12 protein-coding genes are annotated in these 16,428 nt (G+C 74.6%); 5 read left to right on the top strand and 7 right to left on the bottom strand.

Features of this window, described 5'->3' with window-relative positions:
- Nucleotides 1-31: 31 nt before the first annotated feature.
- Together R7226_RS10680 and R7226_RS10675 are read right to left on the bottom strand one after the other, a co-directional pair.
- On the bottom strand, nucleotides 32-1,645 hold the full coding sequence (locus R7226_RS10680; protein WP_318597120.1) for a UDP-N-acetylmuramoyl-tripeptide--D-alanyl-D-alanine ligase: 1,614 nt from the start codon (nucleotides 1,643-1,645) through the stop codon (nucleotides 32-34).
- On the bottom strand, nucleotides 1,642-2,454 hold the full coding sequence (locus R7226_RS10675) for an alpha/beta fold hydrolase (RefSeq protein WP_318597119.1): 813 nt from the start codon (nucleotides 2,452-2,454) through the stop codon (nucleotides 1,642-1,644). The genes R7226_RS10680 and R7226_RS10675 overlap by 4 nt, the downstream gene beginning before the upstream one ends.
- 28 nt (nucleotides 2,455-2,482) lie before the next feature.
- Between R7226_RS10675 and R7226_RS10670 the strand changes: the two genes are divergently transcribed.
- Nucleotides 2,483-3,748 (top strand): D-alanine--D-alanine ligase, encoded by a 1,266-nt coding sequence (locus R7226_RS10670; protein ID WP_318597118.1) that lies wholly within the window; start codon nucleotides 2,483-2,485, stop codon nucleotides 3,746-3,748.
- Nucleotides 3,745-4,680, top strand: coding sequence for a D-alanine--D-alanine ligase family protein (locus tag R7226_RS10665; RefSeq protein WP_318597117.1), 936 nt, complete (start codon nucleotides 3,745-3,747; stop codon nucleotides 4,678-4,680). Before R7226_RS10670 ends, R7226_RS10665 begins: the two co-directional genes overlap by 4 nt.
- Here R7226_RS10665 and R7226_RS10660 read toward each other — a convergent pair.
- Entirely contained in the window at nucleotides 4,677-5,867 is a 1,191-nt protein-coding gene (locus R7226_RS10660; protein ID WP_318597116.1) for an ATP-binding protein, read from the bottom strand. The two genes, R7226_RS10665 and R7226_RS10660, sit on opposite strands and share 4 nt — an antisense overlap.
- Nucleotides 5,868-5,977: 110 nt before the next feature.
- On the opposite strand from R7226_RS10660, the gene R7226_RS10655 reads away from it, so the two are divergent.
- Entirely contained in the window at nucleotides 5,978-7,051 is a 1,074-nt protein-coding gene (locus R7226_RS10655) for a PQQ-dependent sugar dehydrogenase (RefSeq protein ID WP_318597115.1), read from the top strand.
- A 21-nt stretch (nucleotides 7,052-7,072) separates the two neighbouring features.
- On the opposite strand, the gene R7226_RS10650 is transcribed toward R7226_RS10655, so the two are convergent.
- From R7226_RS10650 to R7226_RS10640, 3 genes are all read right to left on the bottom strand, one after another.
- A complete protein-coding gene (locus tag R7226_RS10650) occupies nucleotides 7,073-10,027 on the bottom strand; it encodes a helix-turn-helix transcriptional regulator (protein ID WP_318597113.1) in 2,955 nt (984 codons plus the stop codon).
- Complete coding sequence (locus tag R7226_RS10645) at nucleotides 10,027-10,287, bottom strand: hypothetical protein (protein ID WP_318597111.1); 261 nt, start codon at nucleotides 10,285-10,287, stop codon at nucleotides 10,027-10,029. Before R7226_RS10645 ends, R7226_RS10650 begins: the two co-directional genes overlap by 1 nt.
- Before the next feature lie 82 nt (nucleotides 10,288-10,369).
- On the bottom strand, nucleotides 10,370-13,258 hold the full coding sequence (locus R7226_RS10640) for an ATP-binding protein (RefSeq protein WP_318597110.1): 2,889 nt from the start codon (nucleotides 13,256-13,258) through the stop codon (nucleotides 10,370-10,372).
- A gap of 213 nt (nucleotides 13,259-13,471) precedes the next feature.
- On the opposite strand from R7226_RS10640, the gene R7226_RS10635 reads away from it, so the two are divergent.
- Both R7226_RS10635 and R7226_RS10630 read left to right on the top strand, forming a co-directional pair.
- A complete protein-coding gene (locus R7226_RS10635; protein ID WP_318597108.1) occupies nucleotides 13,472-15,109 on the top strand; it encodes a flavin monoamine oxidase family protein in 1,638 nt (545 codons plus the stop codon).
- Nucleotides 15,106-15,837: a Rid family hydrolase gene (locus R7226_RS10630; protein WP_318597107.1), complete on the top strand. Its 732-nt coding sequence runs from the start codon at nucleotides 15,106-15,108 to the stop codon at nucleotides 15,835-15,837. The genes R7226_RS10635 and R7226_RS10630 overlap by 4 nt, the downstream gene beginning before the upstream one ends.
- Here R7226_RS10630 and R7226_RS10625 read toward each other — a convergent pair.
- Nucleotides 15,834-16,412, bottom strand: a complete 579-nt coding sequence (locus R7226_RS10625) for a universal stress protein (protein WP_318597106.1) — start codon at nucleotides 16,410-16,412, stop codon at nucleotides 15,834-15,836. The two genes, R7226_RS10630 and R7226_RS10625, sit on opposite strands and share 4 nt — an antisense overlap.
- Between the last annotated feature and the right edge of the window lie 16 nt (nucleotides 16,413-16,428).

Below are 16,428 nucleotides of genomic sequence, written 5' to 3'. Positions count from 1 at the left end.
ACGCGCCAGGTTCGGCGAAGTAGCGGAGTAGCTACGCGTAGACGTCGGGCAGGTCGTTCTCGAACAGCACGACGTCGCCGGCGCGCGTCAGCTCGGCGACCTTCGCGTGGGCGCTGGGGCCGTCGGGGAAGTGGTGCAGCTGGTCGGCGGAGGCGCCGGCGGCGAGCATGCCGTCGCGCACGTCCGCGCCGCGCGGGCCGATCAGCACCGCCACGTCGGCGACCCCGGCGGCCAGCTCGCCGAGGCGGCGGTTCTCCTCGCGCTCGCGCTCGCCCAGCTCGACCATCCCGGGCGTGACGAGCAGGCGGCGCGTCGCCGGGTGGTCGCGCAGCACGCCGAGCGCGGCTGCCGCGCCCTCCGGGTTGGCGTTGTACGAGTCGTCGATCACGACGACGCCGGCCGCTCTGTTGACGATCGGGGAGAGGCGGTGGTCGGGCGGCGCGACGCGGCCGAGCGCGCGCGCCACGTCGGCGAGCGCCAGCCCCTGGCCGACGCCGACGGCCGCCGCCGCGAGCAGGTTGGCGACGTTGTGCTCGCCGAGCAGGCGGGCGCGCACCTCGGCCCGCTCGCCCGTTCTCAGCACGAGCGTGAAGATCGTTCTGCCGTCCTGCAGGCGCACGTCCTCGGCCCACAAATCCGCCTCCGGATGCGCTGCGGGCGCGAACAACAGCACGCGGCCGGCGGCGCGGGTGCGCGCGACGCGAAGCGTGCGCTCGTCGTCGGCGCGCGTGACGAAGAGGCCCTCGGCGGGGATCGCGTCGGCCAGTTCGCCCTTCGCCTGCTCGGTCACCTCGAGCGAGCCGAAGCGCTCCAGGTGGGCCGGCCCGATCGCCGTCAGCACCCCGACGCGCGGGTGCACGAGGTCGCACAGCTCCTTCACGTCGCCGGTGCGGTAGGCGCCCATCTCGACGACGAACGACTGGTGCGTCGGCAGCAGCCCTTCGTTGATCGCGCGCACGACGCCGAGCTGGCTGTTGAACGAGGCCGGCGTCGGGTAGGCGGGGCCGAGCAGGTCGAGCACGGCGGTCACGCACGCCTTCGTCGTCGTCTTGCCGTAGGAACCGGTGATCCCGACGACGAGCGGTCTGACGTCGCGCAGGCGCTGCTCGGCTCTGCGCACGAAGCGGCGGTTGTCGGCCTGCTGGACCGGTCTCAGCATGCGGTTGACGACGTCGCCGAGCAGCCACGGCGCCACCACCAGCAGCAGCGCGCCGACCGCGCCGGTGACCGCCGGCGCCCACTCCTGGTCGCCGCCGACCGCGACGACGATCGCGAGCACGAGCGCGGCGACCGTCAGCTGCAGGCCGAACAGCCGTCTGGCGCGGGGCGTGAAGACGAGCGGCTTGATCTGCTCACGCGTCCAGACGACGCGGGCGGCGCGGGCCGTCATCGCGACGAGCGCGACCGCGAGCACGATCCCGAAGGCGTCGTTGGAGGCGCCCGCCAGCGAGGTCGCCACCGCGGCGACGAAGACGAGGCCGGCCTCCGGCAGCGCCAGCCGGATCGCCGTCGCCTGGCCGATCCAGAGGTAGAGGCGGCGGGCCTCGTAGTGCTCCTGCTGGAAGACGTGCAGCAGCAGGTGGCTTGCGCCGCCGAGCGCGATCAGCGCGCCGAGCGCGATCAGCGCGGATGCGAGGACGGTCATCTGGCTCCAGCCTGCATCAGGAAGTGGGCGGCGATCACGTTGAACTCGCCGGCCAGCTCGGCATAGGCGAAGTGGCCGCCGCCTCTCAGCACGATCAGCGCGGCGCCGGGGATCTCGCGCTCCATCTGCTCGCCCATCCAGACCGGGGTCGCGTCGTCGTCGGGCCCCCAGATCAGCAGCGTCGGCACGGCGACCCGCGGCAGCAGGGGGGAGACGTCGTCGGCGAGGACGTTGCGCAGCGTGCCGCGCAGCGCCTCGGGCGCGGCGAGCCAGTCGGCCGAGGCCGCGCGGGCGCGGATCTTCTGCTGCAGCCGCTTGCCGGGCGGGCCGCCGACGGCGCCGACGACGCGGCCGAACTTCGCCGAGGCGACCTTCGCGTAGTAGGAGGGCTTGCGTCTCGGCTTGATGCCGGCGGCGCCCGTCAGCACCATCCGCTCGATCCGCCCGCTGGTCGCCGGGTCGGAGGCGAGCACGATCGAGACGGCGGCGCCGCGCGAGTGGCCGACGAGCGCGAAGCGCGTGAGGTCGAGCGCGTCGGCGACCTTGATGACGAAGGCGGCGAAGTCGGCGTTGCCCCACGCCGCCGGCACCATGTCGGACTCGCCGTGACCGGGCAGGTCGACGGCGACGACCTCGGCCTTGTCCCTGAGCCCGGCGATGATCGAGCCGACCGCGTCGATCGACGCGCCCCAGCCGTGCAGCACGACGACGACCGGCGGATCGTCGATCCCGGCGGGTCTCGTATGCGCGACGCGGATGCGCAGGCCGTCGACGGTGAGCGTGGTGGTGGTGCCGGAAGTCGCGTTCACGGAGGGGCGAACGATACCCTTCCGCCCCATGCCTCTCCCCTCCGGACAGACCGTCGGCGTCGTCTTCGGCGGACCCTCGGTCGAGCACGACGTCTCGATCATCACCGCGCAGCAGGCGATGGCCGTGCTGGCGGAGCGCCACACGGTGATCCCGCTCTACGTCGGCAAGGACGGCCGCTGGTGGACGGGCGAGGAGCTGCGCGACGTGGCCGCCTTCACGCAGTCGCCGCCGCGCGGCGCGCGGCCGCTGGAACTGCGCCTCGGCGCCGCCGACGGCCCCTTCTTCGAGCCCTCCACCTCGCGCCTGCGCGGCGACAGAGCGCTGCCGATCTCGATCGTGCTGAACGCGATCCACGGCACCGGCGGCGAGGACGGCGCGCTGCTCGGCGCGCTGGAGCTGGCCGCGATCCCGCATGCCGGGCGCGGCGTCGCGGCGTTCGCGGTCGGGATGGACAAGCACCTCGCCAAGACGGTGCTGAAGGAGGCGGGGATCGACGTGCTGCCCCACCGCCGCATCGAGCGCGGCGAATGGGAGGCCGATCGCGCCGCCGTGCTGACCGACCTCGCGACCGCGTTCCCGCCGCCGGTCGTCGTCAAGCCGGCGACGCTCGGCTCCTCGATCGGCGTCGCCCGCTGCGGCAGCGCCGCCGAGGTCGAGGAGGCGCTGGAGCTGGCCTTCGAGCTGGACCGCCAGGCGGTCGTCGAGCCGTTCGCGACCGGCGCGACCGAGCTGAACTGCGCCGTTCTCGGCCGCCCCGGCGGCGAGCTGACGGTCTCGGAGGTCGAGCGGCCGCTCGGCGGCGAGGCTGGCCTGACCTTCGAGGACAAGTACCTGTCGGCCGGCGGCTCCGGCGCGAAGGGCGCTGTCGGTGCGAAGGGCGGCGGGGCGAAGGGCGGCGGCGGCAAGGCCGGCGCGGCCGGTTCGTCTGAGAGCGGAGCGGGCATGGCCTCGGCTGACCGCGTCATCCCCGCCGACGTCGACCCCGAGCTGCGCGAGCGGATCCGTCACGAGGCCGAGAAGGCGCACCGGGCGCTGCGCGTCGCCGGCGTCGTGCGCTACGACTTCTTCGTGCTGCCGGCGGACGGTGACACCCCCGAGCGGATCGTCGTCAACGAGCCCAACACGGTCCCGGGCTCGTTCGCCTTCTACCTCTTCGAACCGAAGGGGCTGGCCTTCCCGGACCTGCTCGACGAGCTGCTCGCGATCGGCCTCGCCGAGGCGCGCGAGGAGCGCTCGACGACGCGCAGCTTCGCCTCCGCCCTGATCGACCGCCACGCGGCGAACGCGGCATGAGCCGCGCGCTCGTCGCCTACGGCGGACGGTCGCTCGAGCGCGAGGTCAGCGCGCGCTCCGGCCAGCAGGCGGCGAAGGCGCTGAAGCAGCTCGGCCACGCGGTCGAGCTGGTCGACGTCGGCGCCGACTTCGTCGACATCGTGCAGCGGGCCAAGCCCGACTTCGTCTTCATCGCCCTGCACGGCGTCGGCGGCGAGGACGGGACCGTCCAGGACCTGCTGGAGATCCTGCAGGTGCCGTACACCGGCTCCGACGCGCTCGCCTCGGCGATCTGCCTCGACAAGCACACCTTCAAGAGCCTCTGCGAGCTGCGCGGCGTGCCGACGCCGTCGTGGCACTCGTTCACGAAGCAGGCGTTCGCCGACTACGGCGCCGGCAAGACGCTCGACGCGGTGTGGCAGCAGTTCGACGGCCGGATGGTCGTCAAGCCGGCCCGCCAGGGCTCGTCGTTCGGGCTGTCGGTCGTGCAGGAGCGCTCCCAGCTCGGCGGCGCCGTGCTCGGCGCGATGAGCTACGACGACCGCGTGCTGCTGGAGCGGTTCGTGCCCGGCCGCGAGCTGGCCGTGACCGTCCTCGGCCCTGCCGACGCGCCCGAGCCGCTGCCGGTCGTCGAGATCGTGATGGCCTCCGAGGAGTACTACTCGTTCCAGGCTCACTACGAGATCGGCCAGTCGGAGGTCCGCCTCGCCGGCCTGCCTGACGCCGTCGACGCGCGCGTCAGACAGGTCGCCGCCGACGCCTACAGCGCCGCCGGCTGTCGCGACTTCGCCCGCGTCGACATCCGCCTCGAGGGCGACGAGCCGTGGGTGCTGGAGATCAACACGATCCCGGGCCTGACCGAGACCGGTCCGACGCCGCTCGCCGCCGAGCACGCCGGCCACACCTTCGCGCAGCTGATCGAGCGGATCAGCGCCCGCGTAGCTGTCAGCTAGGCCGGCGCGGTCGGCTCGTGCTCGTCGCGGGCGAGCACGAAGCGGTCGAACAGCGGCATCGTGAACGCGATCCGCCCACGCTCGGGCGCCCACAGCAGGCCCTTCGCGATCAGCTGGTTGCGCGAGACGCTCGCCGCCGTCGAGTCGGCGAAGCCGGCGGCGTGGGCAGCCGCCGCCGAACTGCAGGGCTCGCCGACCGTCGCGATCGCCACGAGATAGTCGCGCTCACGCGGCGTCGCCCGCTGCCAACGGGCGAGGAACAGCTCGCGCGAGAGGTCGTCGAAGGCGTCGTGCTCGGCGGCGCGCACGTCGGTGAGCGTGATTCGATCGCCGCTGGCGCGGTTCCACGCATGCTTGCCGATCGCCTGCAGCAGCATCGGGTAGCCGGCGGCGAAGGCGACCATGCGGTCGACTGCCGCGCCGTCGAGGGTGGGAGCGGCATCGCCGAGCACCGTGCGCGGCGGCTCGACGATCGCCCGCTGCGCGGCCGCGTCCGGCAGCAGCCCGATCCGCGGGTAGGCGAACAGCCGCTCGGCGTACGACTTCGCCGAGGCGAGCAGCCCGGGGAGCGACGGGAGGCCTGCTGCCGCCAGAGCGATCGGCAGTTCCTCCTGGTTGACGCGGTGCATCGCCGCGCACAGCGCCGCGAGGCTCTCGCCTTCCAGCTCCTGCAGCTCGTCGACGACGAACGCGACGCCGATCCCCTGGTCGCGCGCGAGCGCGCCGAGCCGCGCCAGCAGCTCGCCGAGGTCGGCTTCAAGCGAGCGTCCCACGGTCAGCAGCTCCGTCGCATCGAAGTCGACCTGGACCTCTGGCGTGACCGTGGCGCGGATCGCGCGGATCAGCCCCATCGCGCGCGAGAACGCGCCGAGCGCACGCTCGCGGATGCTGAGGCCGGCGAGCTGCTCGAGCGCGGCAGCGGTCAACGCGTCGCGCAGGTCGGTCCCTCTGCGCACCTCTATGAACGAGACGCGCCAGCCGTCGTCGCGCGCCTCGCGTGCCATCTCGCGCAGCAGCACCGTCTTGCCCATGCCGCGCAGGCCGCACAGGACGATGCTGCGCTCCGGAAGCCCGTGCGACAACCGCGTGCGCAGGACGCGGAAGTCGTCAAGCTCCTGTTCGCGGCCGGTGAGTGCCCGGGGCTGCGTTCCAGCGCCTGGCGTGTACGGGTTCGTCGCGCGGTCCATATCGAAATATGAACTCTATAAGCACTACTCGCATAGAGCTACCACATTTGTCGAGGAACTCCATTCATCCGCAACGTGAGCTGCGCGCCGCGAGCGGGCAGGGTCATGAGATGCGCCGCTCCCTGCTCACGCTCCTCCTGCTGACTCCACTCACGCTCGCGCCGGCCGCGTGCGCGTCGGACTCCGACTCCGGATCGGACGACGCCGCCGCACCGGCCGCCGAGAGCGCCGCGGTCAGAACGATCGCGACCGGCCTGGAGGTGCCGTGGGGGATCGCTTTCCTGCCCGGCGGCGACGCACTGGTGGCCGAGCGCACGACCGGGCGGATCAAGCGGATCCCGGCCGGCGGCGGCAGCGCGCGCACGGTGATGACGGTGCCGGGCGTCGACACCGGGGCCGGCGAGGGCGGCCTGCTCGGCCTCGCCGTCTCGCCGGGCTACGCGCGCGACCGGCTCGTCTACGCCTACTTCACCTCCGCGCGCGACAACCGCATCGTGCGCTTCAGACTGGGCGGCAGACCGCGCGCGATCGTGACCGGCCTGGCGCGCGCCTTCAACCACAACGGCGGGCGGATCGCCTTCGGCCCCGACGGCAAGCTGTACGCCGGCGTCGGCGATGCCGCCGACCCCGACCTCGCGCAGCAGCGCGACTCGCGCAACGGCAAGATCCTGCGGATGAACGCGGACGGCAGCGCGCCGTCCGACAACCCGATCCCCGGCTCGCTCGTGTGGTCGCTCGGCCACCGCAACGTTCAGGGCCTGGCGTGGGACAGAGCCGGCCGCCTGTGGGCGACCGAGTTCGGCCAGGACCGCTTCGACGAGGTCAACCTGATCAGACCCGGCCGCAACTACGGCTGGCCGGTCGTCGAGGGCAGGGGCTCGACTGACGGCGGCCGCTACGTCAACCCGCTCGTCACGTGGCCGACCTCCGAGGCCTCGCCCTCCGGCGCCGCGATCGCCGGCTCGACGCTGTTCGTCGCCGCGCTGCGCGGCGAGCGGCTGTGGCGCGTCCCCCTGCGCGGCGCCTCCACCGGCAGCCCGCGCGCGACGCTCGACGGCCGCTACGGCCGCCTCCGCACCGTCGTCCGCGCTCCCGACGGCGCCCTCTGGGTCGCGACCTCCAACACCGACGGCCGCGGCGACCCCCGCGACGGCGACGACCGCATCATCCGCATCGCGCCGTAGCCGGGGGTTGCGGGGTGGCGGCTACTCCCCGCCGGTCGCCCGCGCGAAGACGGCGGCCAGCTCGGTGCGGGAGCGGACGCCGACCTTCGCGTAGACGCGCGAGAGGTGGTGCTCGATCGTCTTCTCGCTGAGGAAGAGCGTCGCGGCGACCTGCTTGTTCGCCTGGCCCTGCGCGACCAGTTCGGCGATCTCGCGCTCGCGCGGGGTCAGCGACTCGATCCGGCCGGCGCCGCTGCCGGCGGCGCCGTCGGTCGCGCGGCGCGCCTCGGCGGAAACGCGCGCGCCGAGGCGGCGCAGCTCGCGCGCGGCGGCGTCATGGAGGCGCATCGCGCCGGCGGCGGCCGCGTCGGCGACGACGCGGTGCAGCACCGTCAGCGCCGCGTCGCGGTCGCCGGCCAGCGCCAGCGCCCGGCCCTCCAGCAGGCGCGCGCCGACGTCGTCGAGCTGGAGCCCGACGGCGGCGCCGTGCGTCGCGGCCTGGTGCGCCAGCAGCGCGGCCGCGCGGCCGTCCTCCGCCGCCAGCGCCAGCTCGGCCTGCGCCATCAGCGCCCGCGCGGTCGTGCCGGCGATCCCCATTCTCTGCGCGTGCGCGGTCAGGTGGTCGCTCCAGCGCTGCGCGTCCTCGATCCGCCCGGCGGCGACGCCGGCGCGCACGAGCTGCAGCAGCAGCCACGACGACCACTCGGTGTCGACCTGCTCCAGCAGCGGCCCGCCGGCGTCGAGCATCTGCTCGATCGCGGCCTCGGGCTCCTGCGCGGCGCGCAGCGCGGCCATGTTGCAGCGGCCGGTGCGGATCATCACGCTCTCGTCGTCGAGCGTCGCCGCCATCTGCGCGCACTCGCTGCTGACGCGCTCGCAGGCGGTCGTCTCGCCGCGCTCCCAGTGGACCCACGCACGCGTCCACAGCGACCAGTAGAGCTGGTACTGGACGCCCTGGAGGCGGGCGATCTCCTCCGCCTCCTCGGCCTCTCTGGCGGCCGCGTCGAGGTCGAGCAGGCCGACGAGGCCCATCGTGCGGCCGGTCGACAGCGGCGCCAGCATGTGACCCTGGCGGGTCGCGCGGGCGACGTTGAGCGCGCGCACGAAGATGCCCTTCGCGTCGCGCGGGAGCTCGGCCAGCAGCAGGCACATGCCGAGCAGGAAGCTCGCGTCCAGCCGCGCGGCGAGCGCGTCGTCGTCGAGCGCGGTCAGTCTGTCCGTCGCGGCGCTCAGCAGCTCCAGCCCCGTCGCCGGCTCGCCGGCGCGGATCTGCGCGACGCCGACCATCGCCTCGGCGCCGGCGACCAGCGCCGGCTCGGCGTCGGTCGCGCGCTCCAGCGCGCGCGAGGCCCAGGTGCGCAGGCCGCTGTCGTCGCCCATGTGGAAGCAGCCCAGCGCCAGCTCGTAGGAGAGCATCGCCTCGGCCTCCGGCGGCGCGTCCTCGAGCGCGACCAGCAGCCGCCGGCGCGCCTCGACGTGACGGCCGAGCGTCTGCTCGACGCCCGAGCAGGCGGCGATGACAGCCAGGCGCGTCGGCGTCGGGCCGGCCGGCAGCAGCGTCAGCACCTCGATCAGCACGCCGCGCGCGTCGTCGAGCCTGCCCGCGTTGGCGAGCGCCAGCGCCATCGGCACCAGCAGCGTCGCGCGGCGGTCGGGCTGGTCATGCGGCAGCAGGCGCGCGGCCGCGCCATACCAGCGCGCGGCGGTCGCAGGGGCGGTGTCGCCGGCGGTGCCGGCGGCCTCAGCCAGCAGCGCGATCGCGCTCTCGTCGCCGGGCCGGGCGGCCTGCTCGACGTGGTAGGCGCGCGCCGTCGGGGAGGCGCCGCGCTGCGCCAGCGCGACCGCGGCGCGCTCGTGCGCGGCCAGCCGCCAGCCGGGAGGCGCCGCGTCGTAGACGGCGCGCCGCACGAGCGGGTGGCGGAAGCGGAAGGCGCGGCCGCCGGTCGGCCGCAGCAGGTCGGCGGCGACCAGCTCGTCGAGCAGCGAGAGCGTGTCGAGCGGGTCGAGCGCGGCGGCGGCCGCGGCCAGCTCCGGGTCGAACGGGTCGCCGGCGACGGCGGCGCCGTCGATCAGCATCCGCGACGCGGGCGGCAGCGACTGCACCTCCAGCTGCACGGCGGCGACGAGCGTCGGCGGCAGCGACGCGCCGGGGTGGCGCATGATTCTCGCCATCTCCTCGAGGAACAGCGGGTTGCCGCCGGCCTCGCGCACGATCCGCTCCTTCAGCTCGCGGTCGGAGACCGCCTCCAGCAGCGTCAGCGACGCCTCGTGCGACAGCGGGCTGAGCGCGAGCTGCTCGCAGCGCGGCGCGTTGCGAGCGGCGTCGAGCAGCTGCGGCGCCGGCGCCAGCGGGCGCAGCGCGAAGACGGCGAGGCAGGCGGTGCGCGGCGGGCGCCGCAGCAGGTGCAGGACGAACTCGACGGAGGCGTCGTCAGCCCAGTGGAGGTCGTCGAGGAGCAGCGCGACCGGCCGCTCACGCCCGAGCTGCTCCAGCAGCGCGCGCAGCGCGCGGTGGTAGCGGAAGCGCTCCGCGGCCGTCGTCGGGACGGCGATCGCGGTCATCCCGTCGGAGTGCGCGGCGGCGGCCGGCAGGATCGCCGCCAGCTCCGGTCCCAGCTCCTCGATCCGGCGCGGGTGCAGCGCCGCGACGTGGTCGTCGAGCGCGTCGACGATCGCACCGAAGGGGACGTCGCGCTCATGCTCGGCAGCGCGGCCCTCCAGCACCAGCACACCGGCCTCCTCGGCCTGGCGGCGCGCGGCGGCGAGCAGCGCGCTCTTGCCGATCCCGGCCTCGCCGATGATCGTCAGCATGCGTGCGTCGCCGGCGCTGACGCCGCCGACCGCGCGCGTGACCGCGGCCAGCTCGGCGGCGCGGCCGACGAGCGGACGCGGCCCGTCGCCGGGGACGGTGCCGAAGCTCTCGCGCCGCAGCGCGGGCGGCGCCGCGACGGCGCTCAGCAGCGCGTCGAGCGGCTCGGGGCGGGCTGGATCGGTCATCAGCATGAGGTCTCAACGCCTCTCTCGTCGGAAGCTGCGTCGGTGTCGTCGGCGTCGTTTGTGCCGCCGTTGTGATCGCGGTCGTCGCGTGAGCGTGCCGGCGCCGTGTCGATCAGCTCGTCGATCGCGGCGATCAGACCGAGCCAGCCGCTGAACTCGCGGTCGGCGCCGAGGTCGTCGAGGGCGCGTCCGGTGAAGGCATCCTCGTCGAGCTGGAGCTGCACCGTGAGGGTGAGTGTCAGGGGCGTGGGGCGGTCCATGTTGCGGAGCATCGGGGATCGCCCGGCCCCGCACATCGAGGAGACCCCGAGACGGCGACCCCAAACTTTGGCCCCTAGGGGACTAAGGGGTCTCGTCCGCGGGGCTGAGATCCCCCAAGAAACCTGCAAGTTCGCGCCGTGAGCGGATCCCCAGCTTGCGGTAGGCGTTGGTCAGGTGGACCTCGACGGTCTTGGGGGTGACGTGCAGCGTCGCGGCGATCGCGCGGTTGCTGTCGCCGGCCGCAGCGAGCTCGGCGACGCGCCGTTCGCTGTCCGTCAGCGCCGCCACACCTTCGATCGCCGCGCGCCGCGGCCGCGCGCCGATCGCGCCGAGCGCGGTGCGGACCCGTTCGGCGAGCCCGTCGGCGCCGCACTCGTCGGCCAGCGCGAGCGCGCCGCGCAGCGGCTCGCGCGCCTGCTCCCGACCGTCGGGGCCGCCGCGCTCGCGCAGCAGCTCGCCGAGCGCGGCGAGCGCCTTCGCCTGCTCCAGCCGACGCGTCGAGCCGGCCAGCAGCGCGGCCGCCTCGCGCAGCTGCTGCTCGGCCGCCTCGTCGCGGCTGGCGCCCGCCAGCAGCTCACCGCGTATCCGCAGGGCGGCGCCGACGATGCCGGGCGCGCCCCAGCGGCGGGCGGCCTCCAGCTCCGGCTCGAGCAGCTCCAGCGCCTCGTCGTGGCGGCCCAGCAAGCCGAGCGCGCGCGCCTGCAGCGAGCGCCACGGCTCCCACGCGGGGTGAAGGATCGCTCCCTCGCGGCGACCGTAGCCGGCGACCAGCTCCAGCGCCCGCGCGCCGTCGCCGCGCGCGAGCGCGAGCAGGATCGTGCTGCGCAGCACGAAGCGGCCGCCCTCGGCGTCGGCCGGGCCGCGCGTGTGCTGGTCGATCACGCCCTGCGCGCCGTCGAGGTCGCCGCGCTCGATCAGCGTCTCCGACAGGAACGCGAGCCCGTAAGCGCGACCGATGCCGGTCTCCTGCCAGGCGGTCTGCAGCTCCAGCGAGCGACGCTCCTCGACCTCGGCGGCGCGCAGCTCGCCGCGGTGCAGCAGCACCCAGCCGCCCCACAGGTTCGTGCCCATCACGCCGAAGATCGAGCCGTGGGCGTGCGCCCACGCGCGTTTGGCGTCGAGGTCGGCGAGCGCCTCGTCGTCGTCGGCGAGCGCGAGCAGGAACATCGTCCCGACGCCGACGTGGTTGCCGTCGTAGGGGATCAGCTCGCCGCCAGCGAGCGCCTCGCGCGCCAGCGTCGCGCCCTCCGCGGCGTCGATCTGGCCGCTGACGGCGCGCACGAAGCCGGCCATCGCGGCGGCCATCTTCGCGCCGGGGCCGTCACCGACGCGTCTGTCGAGGAACGGGCCGAGCGCGCGCCCGGCCGCCGGCCAGTCGGCCGCGCCGCTGCTGTAGGCGACGGCGCCGATCGCGCCGAGCGCCTGTCTGAGGTCGACGAACTCGTCCGGCAGCTCGGCGGCGGCCGCCTCGGCCAGCTCGCCGGCGGCGCGCGGCGAGCCGGTGAACAGCCGCGTGCGCGCGTAGATCACGGCGGCATGTCCGCGCGCGCCGGGCTCGCTGAAGCCTTCGTAGGCGGCGCGCAGGTGGGCGGTGGCGGCCGGGCCGCTCGTCAGCGCCTCCGTCACGCCCAGCTCGAACAGCGTCTGCGGCAGCAGCTGCGGCGCCGGCGGCTCCTCCAGCGCGCGGCGCAGGTAGGTCGCGGCGCTGTCGGGCGCGCCCTTGCGCAGCGCCGAGCGGGCGGCGTCGTGGAGCTGCTGCACCGCCCACTGCTCGCCGCGCGGATTGACCGCCAGCAGCTGCTGCGCGACGTGCTCAGCCGGCGCGCCTGCGTCGCGCAGCAGCGCGGCGGCGCGCGCGTGCTGCTGCTCGCGCTGGGCGTGCCCCAGCTCCTGGTACACCGCCTCGCGCACGAGCGGGTGGACGAACGCGAGCGGCGGCTCGGGTTGCAGCAGGTCGGCGCGCACGAGCGTGGTCGCGGCGGCGCCGACGTCCGCCTCGTCGAGCTGCGCGAGCGCCGCGAGCGCGCGCACGTCGGCGCTCTCGCCGAGCACCGCGACCGCGCGCGCGACCGCGGCGGCGCCCGGCGGCAGCCGCGCGAGGCTCAGCAGCACCGTGCGCGAGACGGCGCGCGGGCCGACGTCGTGGACGAGCGCGGCGCCCGCCGCGGTCGGCTCGACGCCGTCGGCGGCGAGCCCGACGAGCAGCTGGCGCAGCAGCAGCGGGTTGCCGCCGGTGACCTCGCCGCAGGCGTCGCAGAAGCGGTCGTCGGCGTCGTCGCGCAGGCGCGCGCGCACGAGCGCCCGCACGCCCGCGCGGCTGAGCGGACCGGGCCGCACGGCGACGGCGGCCGGGTCGTGCGCGATCTCGCCGAGGATCGCCGCGTCGCTGCCGGGCTCGTTGACGCGCATGGTCGCGGCGACCAGCACCGGCAGCTGCTCCAGCCGCCGCAGCAGGTAGGCGAGGAAGCGCAGCGACGGCCGGTCGCACCAGTGCAGGTCGTCGATCGCGAGCACGAGCGGGCCGTCGGCGGCGAGGTTGACGACGAGCCAGTGGAGGCCGTGCAGCACGGCGAAGGAGGGGTCCTGCGGCGCCTCACCGGAGGCCGGTTCGGCGATCGAGCTGACGACCGGCAGCGCGCTCGCGGCCGCGCCGGTGAGCCAGCGCTCGGCGCCGGGCTGCGCCAGCAGCGGCTCGAACAGCTGCCGCACGACGCCGAACGGCAGCTCGCGCTCCAGCTCGCTCGCGCGCGCCGAGCAGACGCGCACGGCCGGCGTCGCCGCGGTCGCCTCGCTGCGCAGCTCAGCCAGCAGACGGCTCTTGCCGATCCCCGCCTGCCCTTCGATCAGCGCCACGCGCGCGTCGCCCGCGAGCGCCTCGGCGAGCAGGCTGCGCAGCAGCGCCAGCTCGCGTTCGCGCTCGACCAGCGGCTCGCCGACGGGACGTGGCGCGTTGGGCAGCTCAGCGGTCATCACACCGGATCGTATGCGCCCGCGCGGCGAGGGATGAGGAAGGTTTGGAGGCAACCCCTCCGGCGCCCGCTCGAAACGAGACGGCTGGCGCACGAACGCTTGCGTTCGTCATGCCCGATGGCCATGTCCGCGCCGGCCTCCGCTGGCGAGACTGCGGGCCGGTCGCTACCCACTGGAGGACTCGTGTCAGACGCGGATTCGACGATCCCGCCCATGCGGCGGCGTGACTTCCTGACGAAGGTCGGACTGGCCGGGGGCGCCGGCGCGCTCTACACCACGATGGACGCGCTCGGCCTGGTCGCCTCGCCGACCAACGCGCCGGCCGCGTGGGCCGCCGAGACGCGGGCGTGGCAGCCCCCGTCGGCGTCGGACTTCGGCTTGCGCGGCCATGGCGGCCGCAGAAGGGTGCTCGTGCTCGGCGCCGGCATCGCCGGGCTCGTGACCGCCTACGAGCTCGGCAAGGCCGGCTACCGCGTGACGCTCGTGGAGGCGCGCGAGCGGCCCGGCGGGCGCAACTGGACGGTGCGCGGCGGCACCGTCGAGACCGAGCTCGGCGGCAGCCCGCAGCGAGCCCGCTTCAGCGACGGCCAGTACCTCAACGCGGGGCCGGCACGGCTGGCGCAGCACATGGTGACGGTCGACTACTGCCGCGAGCTGGGCGTCCCGATCGAGGTCTTCACGAACGCCAACGAGGATGCCTACTACTACCAGGAGGAGGTCGGCGGGCTCAGCGGGCAGAGAATCCGTCACCGCACCGCGAAGGCCGACGTCTACGGCTACGTCTCCGAGCTGCTGGCGAAGTCGACCGACCAGGGCGCGCTCGACGGCCGCCTGACCGCCGAGGACAGAGACCGGCTGATCGCGTTCCTGCGCAACTTCGGCGCGATCGGGGCCAGAAGAGCGGGCGACCCCGCCGGCTCGTACGCCTACACGGGCGGCTCGCGTCGCGGCTACACGCTCGACCCGGGCGCCGGAACCCAGGAGGGCGACGTCCTCGGTCCGCCGTTCTCGCTGACTGACGTGCTGCAGAGCCAGGTCGGCAACTACTTCTCGTTCGAGTTCTCCTACGACCAGGCGATGCTGATGTTCCAGCCGGTCGGCGGAATGGACCAGATCCCATACGCGCTGGCGAGAGCGGTCCAGCGCCAAGGCGGGCAGATCCTCTACGGCACGCCCGTCAGCGAGATCGTCAACACGCCCGACGGCGTCGAAGTGACCGTCGGCGAGCAGCGCGGCTGGCGGCCGCGCGTGCTGCGCGGCGACTACGCCGTCTGCACCGTTCCGCCACAGGTCCTCAAGAACGTGACGAGCAACTTCTCCGCGCCGGTCAGAGAGGCGCTCGCGTATGCGGTGCCCAACTCCGTCGGCAAGATCGCGCTCGAGTACCGGCGGCGCTTCTGGGAGGAGGACGAGAAGCTGATCGGCGGGATCACGAACACGAACATGGACCTGTCGACGATCTGGTACCCGTCGTACGGCTACCTCGGCGAGCGCGGCACGATCGTCGGCTACTACAACTTCGGCGCCAACGCCGTCGCGTACGGCGACCTGCCGCCGGAGGGACGGCTCGCGCGCGCCGTCGCGCAGGGGAAGAAGATCCACGGCGACTCCTATGAGCGCGAGCTGGCGAGCTCGTTCTCGGTCGCTTGGCAGAAGATCAGATACAGCGAGGGCGGCTGGGTCTCGTGGCCGTCGCGCACGAGCGGTCACTACGACCGCCTGCTGGCGCCGGACGGCAACGTCTGGTTCGCCGGCGACCACCTCAGCTACTACATCGCCTGGCAGGCAGGGGCGATCGAGTCGGCGCGCAAGGTCGTGCGGGAGCTGCACGCGCGGGCGGTGAACGGATGAGCCGCCTGCGTCTCGCCCTCGCGCTCGCCGCGCTGCTGTCGCTCACCTTCGCCGCCGGCGTCGTCGCGCACGGCGCCGGGTTGGCGCCCGGGTGGGACTTCAGCGGCGGGTCGAGACCGCGCCCGAGCGCACCTCCGCCCGATGACGACGAAGTGATCCACAACGTCGCGACCGACCAGGCGAACCCGTTCATCTCCAACGGCGTCTCGGTCGGCAGCGAGGTCGGGCTCTACTTCTCCAGCGGGATCGGCCCGGCGGGGCTCAACGCCGCAGCGCCGGCGGGCACGCCGGAGCGGTTCGTCGACCCGGCGCAGTTCCCCGGCGGGACGCTGACGCCGGGCGTGACGATCACCGAGGCGCAGGCGATGAACGCCTTCGCGCGGATCACCGACAACCTCGCGACGGTCGGCCTGTCCCCGCGTGACGTGATCACGCTGCGGATCTTCCTCGACAACGCGCCCGGCCAGCCGGCGATGGACTTCGCCGGCCTCAACCGCGCCTACCGGCAGTTCTTCGCCAACGTCGACCTGCAGACCGGCGCGACGCTGCCGCAGCCGCGCGGGAGCGGCGAGCCGGGGCCGCCGCTGGTCGTCAACCCGGTGCGGCCGTCGCGCACGGCGCTGGAGGTCGCGAGCCTGCCGTCGGCGGGGTGGCTGGTCGAGGTCGAGGCGGTCGCGCGCTTCAAGAACGAGCGCGGCGGCGGCCACGGCGGGGGGTGGGGCCGCTAGGCGGGTTTCGGGGCCGCGCCCGGCGGCGGGTCGCCGCAGTCGGGCGCGTCGGCGCGCTGCGGGCGGCGGATCGCCAGCACCGGGACGCGGGTGCACTTCAGCAGCCGCCGTTGGACCGATTCGATCGCGGCGCCGATCGGCCCGTGCTCGTGCGCGGCGAGCACGACGAGGTCGTGGTTGCCCTCCTCGGCGCGCTGTGCGATCAGGTGCGCGGCGTCGCCGTGGAGCAGCTGGGTGGTGACCGGCAGGTCGGAGGGGATCGCGTCGGCCAGCTCGCGCAGACGCTGCTCGGCGGCGCGCTCGGCGCTGCCGTCGGCCGGCGGCGCGAAGAGCCCGACCTGCGTCCACGCGGGCGCGGGCACCACGACGGTCAGCAGCGTCAGCCGGCCCCTCGTCGCGCGCACGATCTGCACGCCGAGCCCGACCGCGTCCCATGCCTCCGGCGTCCCGTCGACCGCGACGAGCACGTTGCGCGCGGCCAGCTCGGTCAGCTCGCGGCGTGGCTCGCGCGCGGCGTCGACCGCCTCGCGGCTCACGGCTCCGACCTCTTCGACCGATCTCGCACTCGCGCTCATGCCTCCATTGTGCCCG

The organism is Conexibacter stalactiti (genome assembly GCF_033542075.1).
In the GTDB taxonomy this organism is placed as follows: Bacteria; Actinomycetota; Thermoleophilia; order Solirubrobacterales; family Solirubrobacteraceae; genus Conexibacter; species Conexibacter stalactiti.
Note: the sequence above shows the minus strand (reverse complement) of the source record. Positions and strands in the feature narration are given on the sequence as shown.

Coding starts and splice junctions, on each gene's coding strand:
- R7226_RS10660 (WP_318597116.1), bottom strand. CDS start 5,867: ATGGACCGCGCGACGAACCCGTACACGCCAGGCGCTGGAACGCAGCCC.
- R7226_RS10640 (WP_318597110.1), bottom strand. CDS start 13,258: ATGACCGCTGAGCTGCCCAACGCGCCACGTCCCGTCGGCGAGCCGCTG.
- R7226_RS10665 (WP_318597117.1), top strand. CDS start 3,745: ATGAGCCGCGCGCTCGTCGCCTACGGCGGACGGTCGCTCGAGCGCGAG.
- R7226_RS10655 (WP_318597115.1), top strand. CDS start 5,978: ATGCGCCGCTCCCTGCTCACGCTCCTCCTGCTGACTCCACTCACGCTC.
- R7226_RS10670 (WP_318597118.1), top strand. CDS start 2,483: ATGCCTCTCCCCTCCGGACAGACCGTCGGCGTCGTCTTCGGCGGACCC.
- R7226_RS10680 (WP_318597120.1), bottom strand. CDS start 1,645: ATGACCGTCCTCGCATCCGCGCTGATCGCGCTCGGCGCGCTGATCGCG.
- R7226_RS10625 (WP_318597106.1), bottom strand. CDS start 16,412: ATGAGCGCGAGTGCGAGATCGGTCGAAGAGGTCGGAGCCGTGAGCCGC.
- R7226_RS10630 (WP_318597107.1), top strand. CDS start 15,106: ATGAGCCGCCTGCGTCTCGCCCTCGCGCTCGCCGCGCTGCTGTCGCTC.
- R7226_RS10645 (WP_318597111.1), bottom strand. CDS start 10,287: ATGGACCGCCCCACGCCCCTGACACTCACCCTCACGGTGCAGCTCCAG.
- R7226_RS10635 (WP_318597108.1), top strand. CDS start 13,472: ATGCGGCGGCGTGACTTCCTGACGAAGGTCGGACTGGCCGGGGGCGCC.
- R7226_RS10650 (WP_318597113.1), bottom strand. CDS start 10,027: ATGACCGATCCAGCCCGCCCCGAGCCGCTCGACGCGCTGCTGAGCGCC.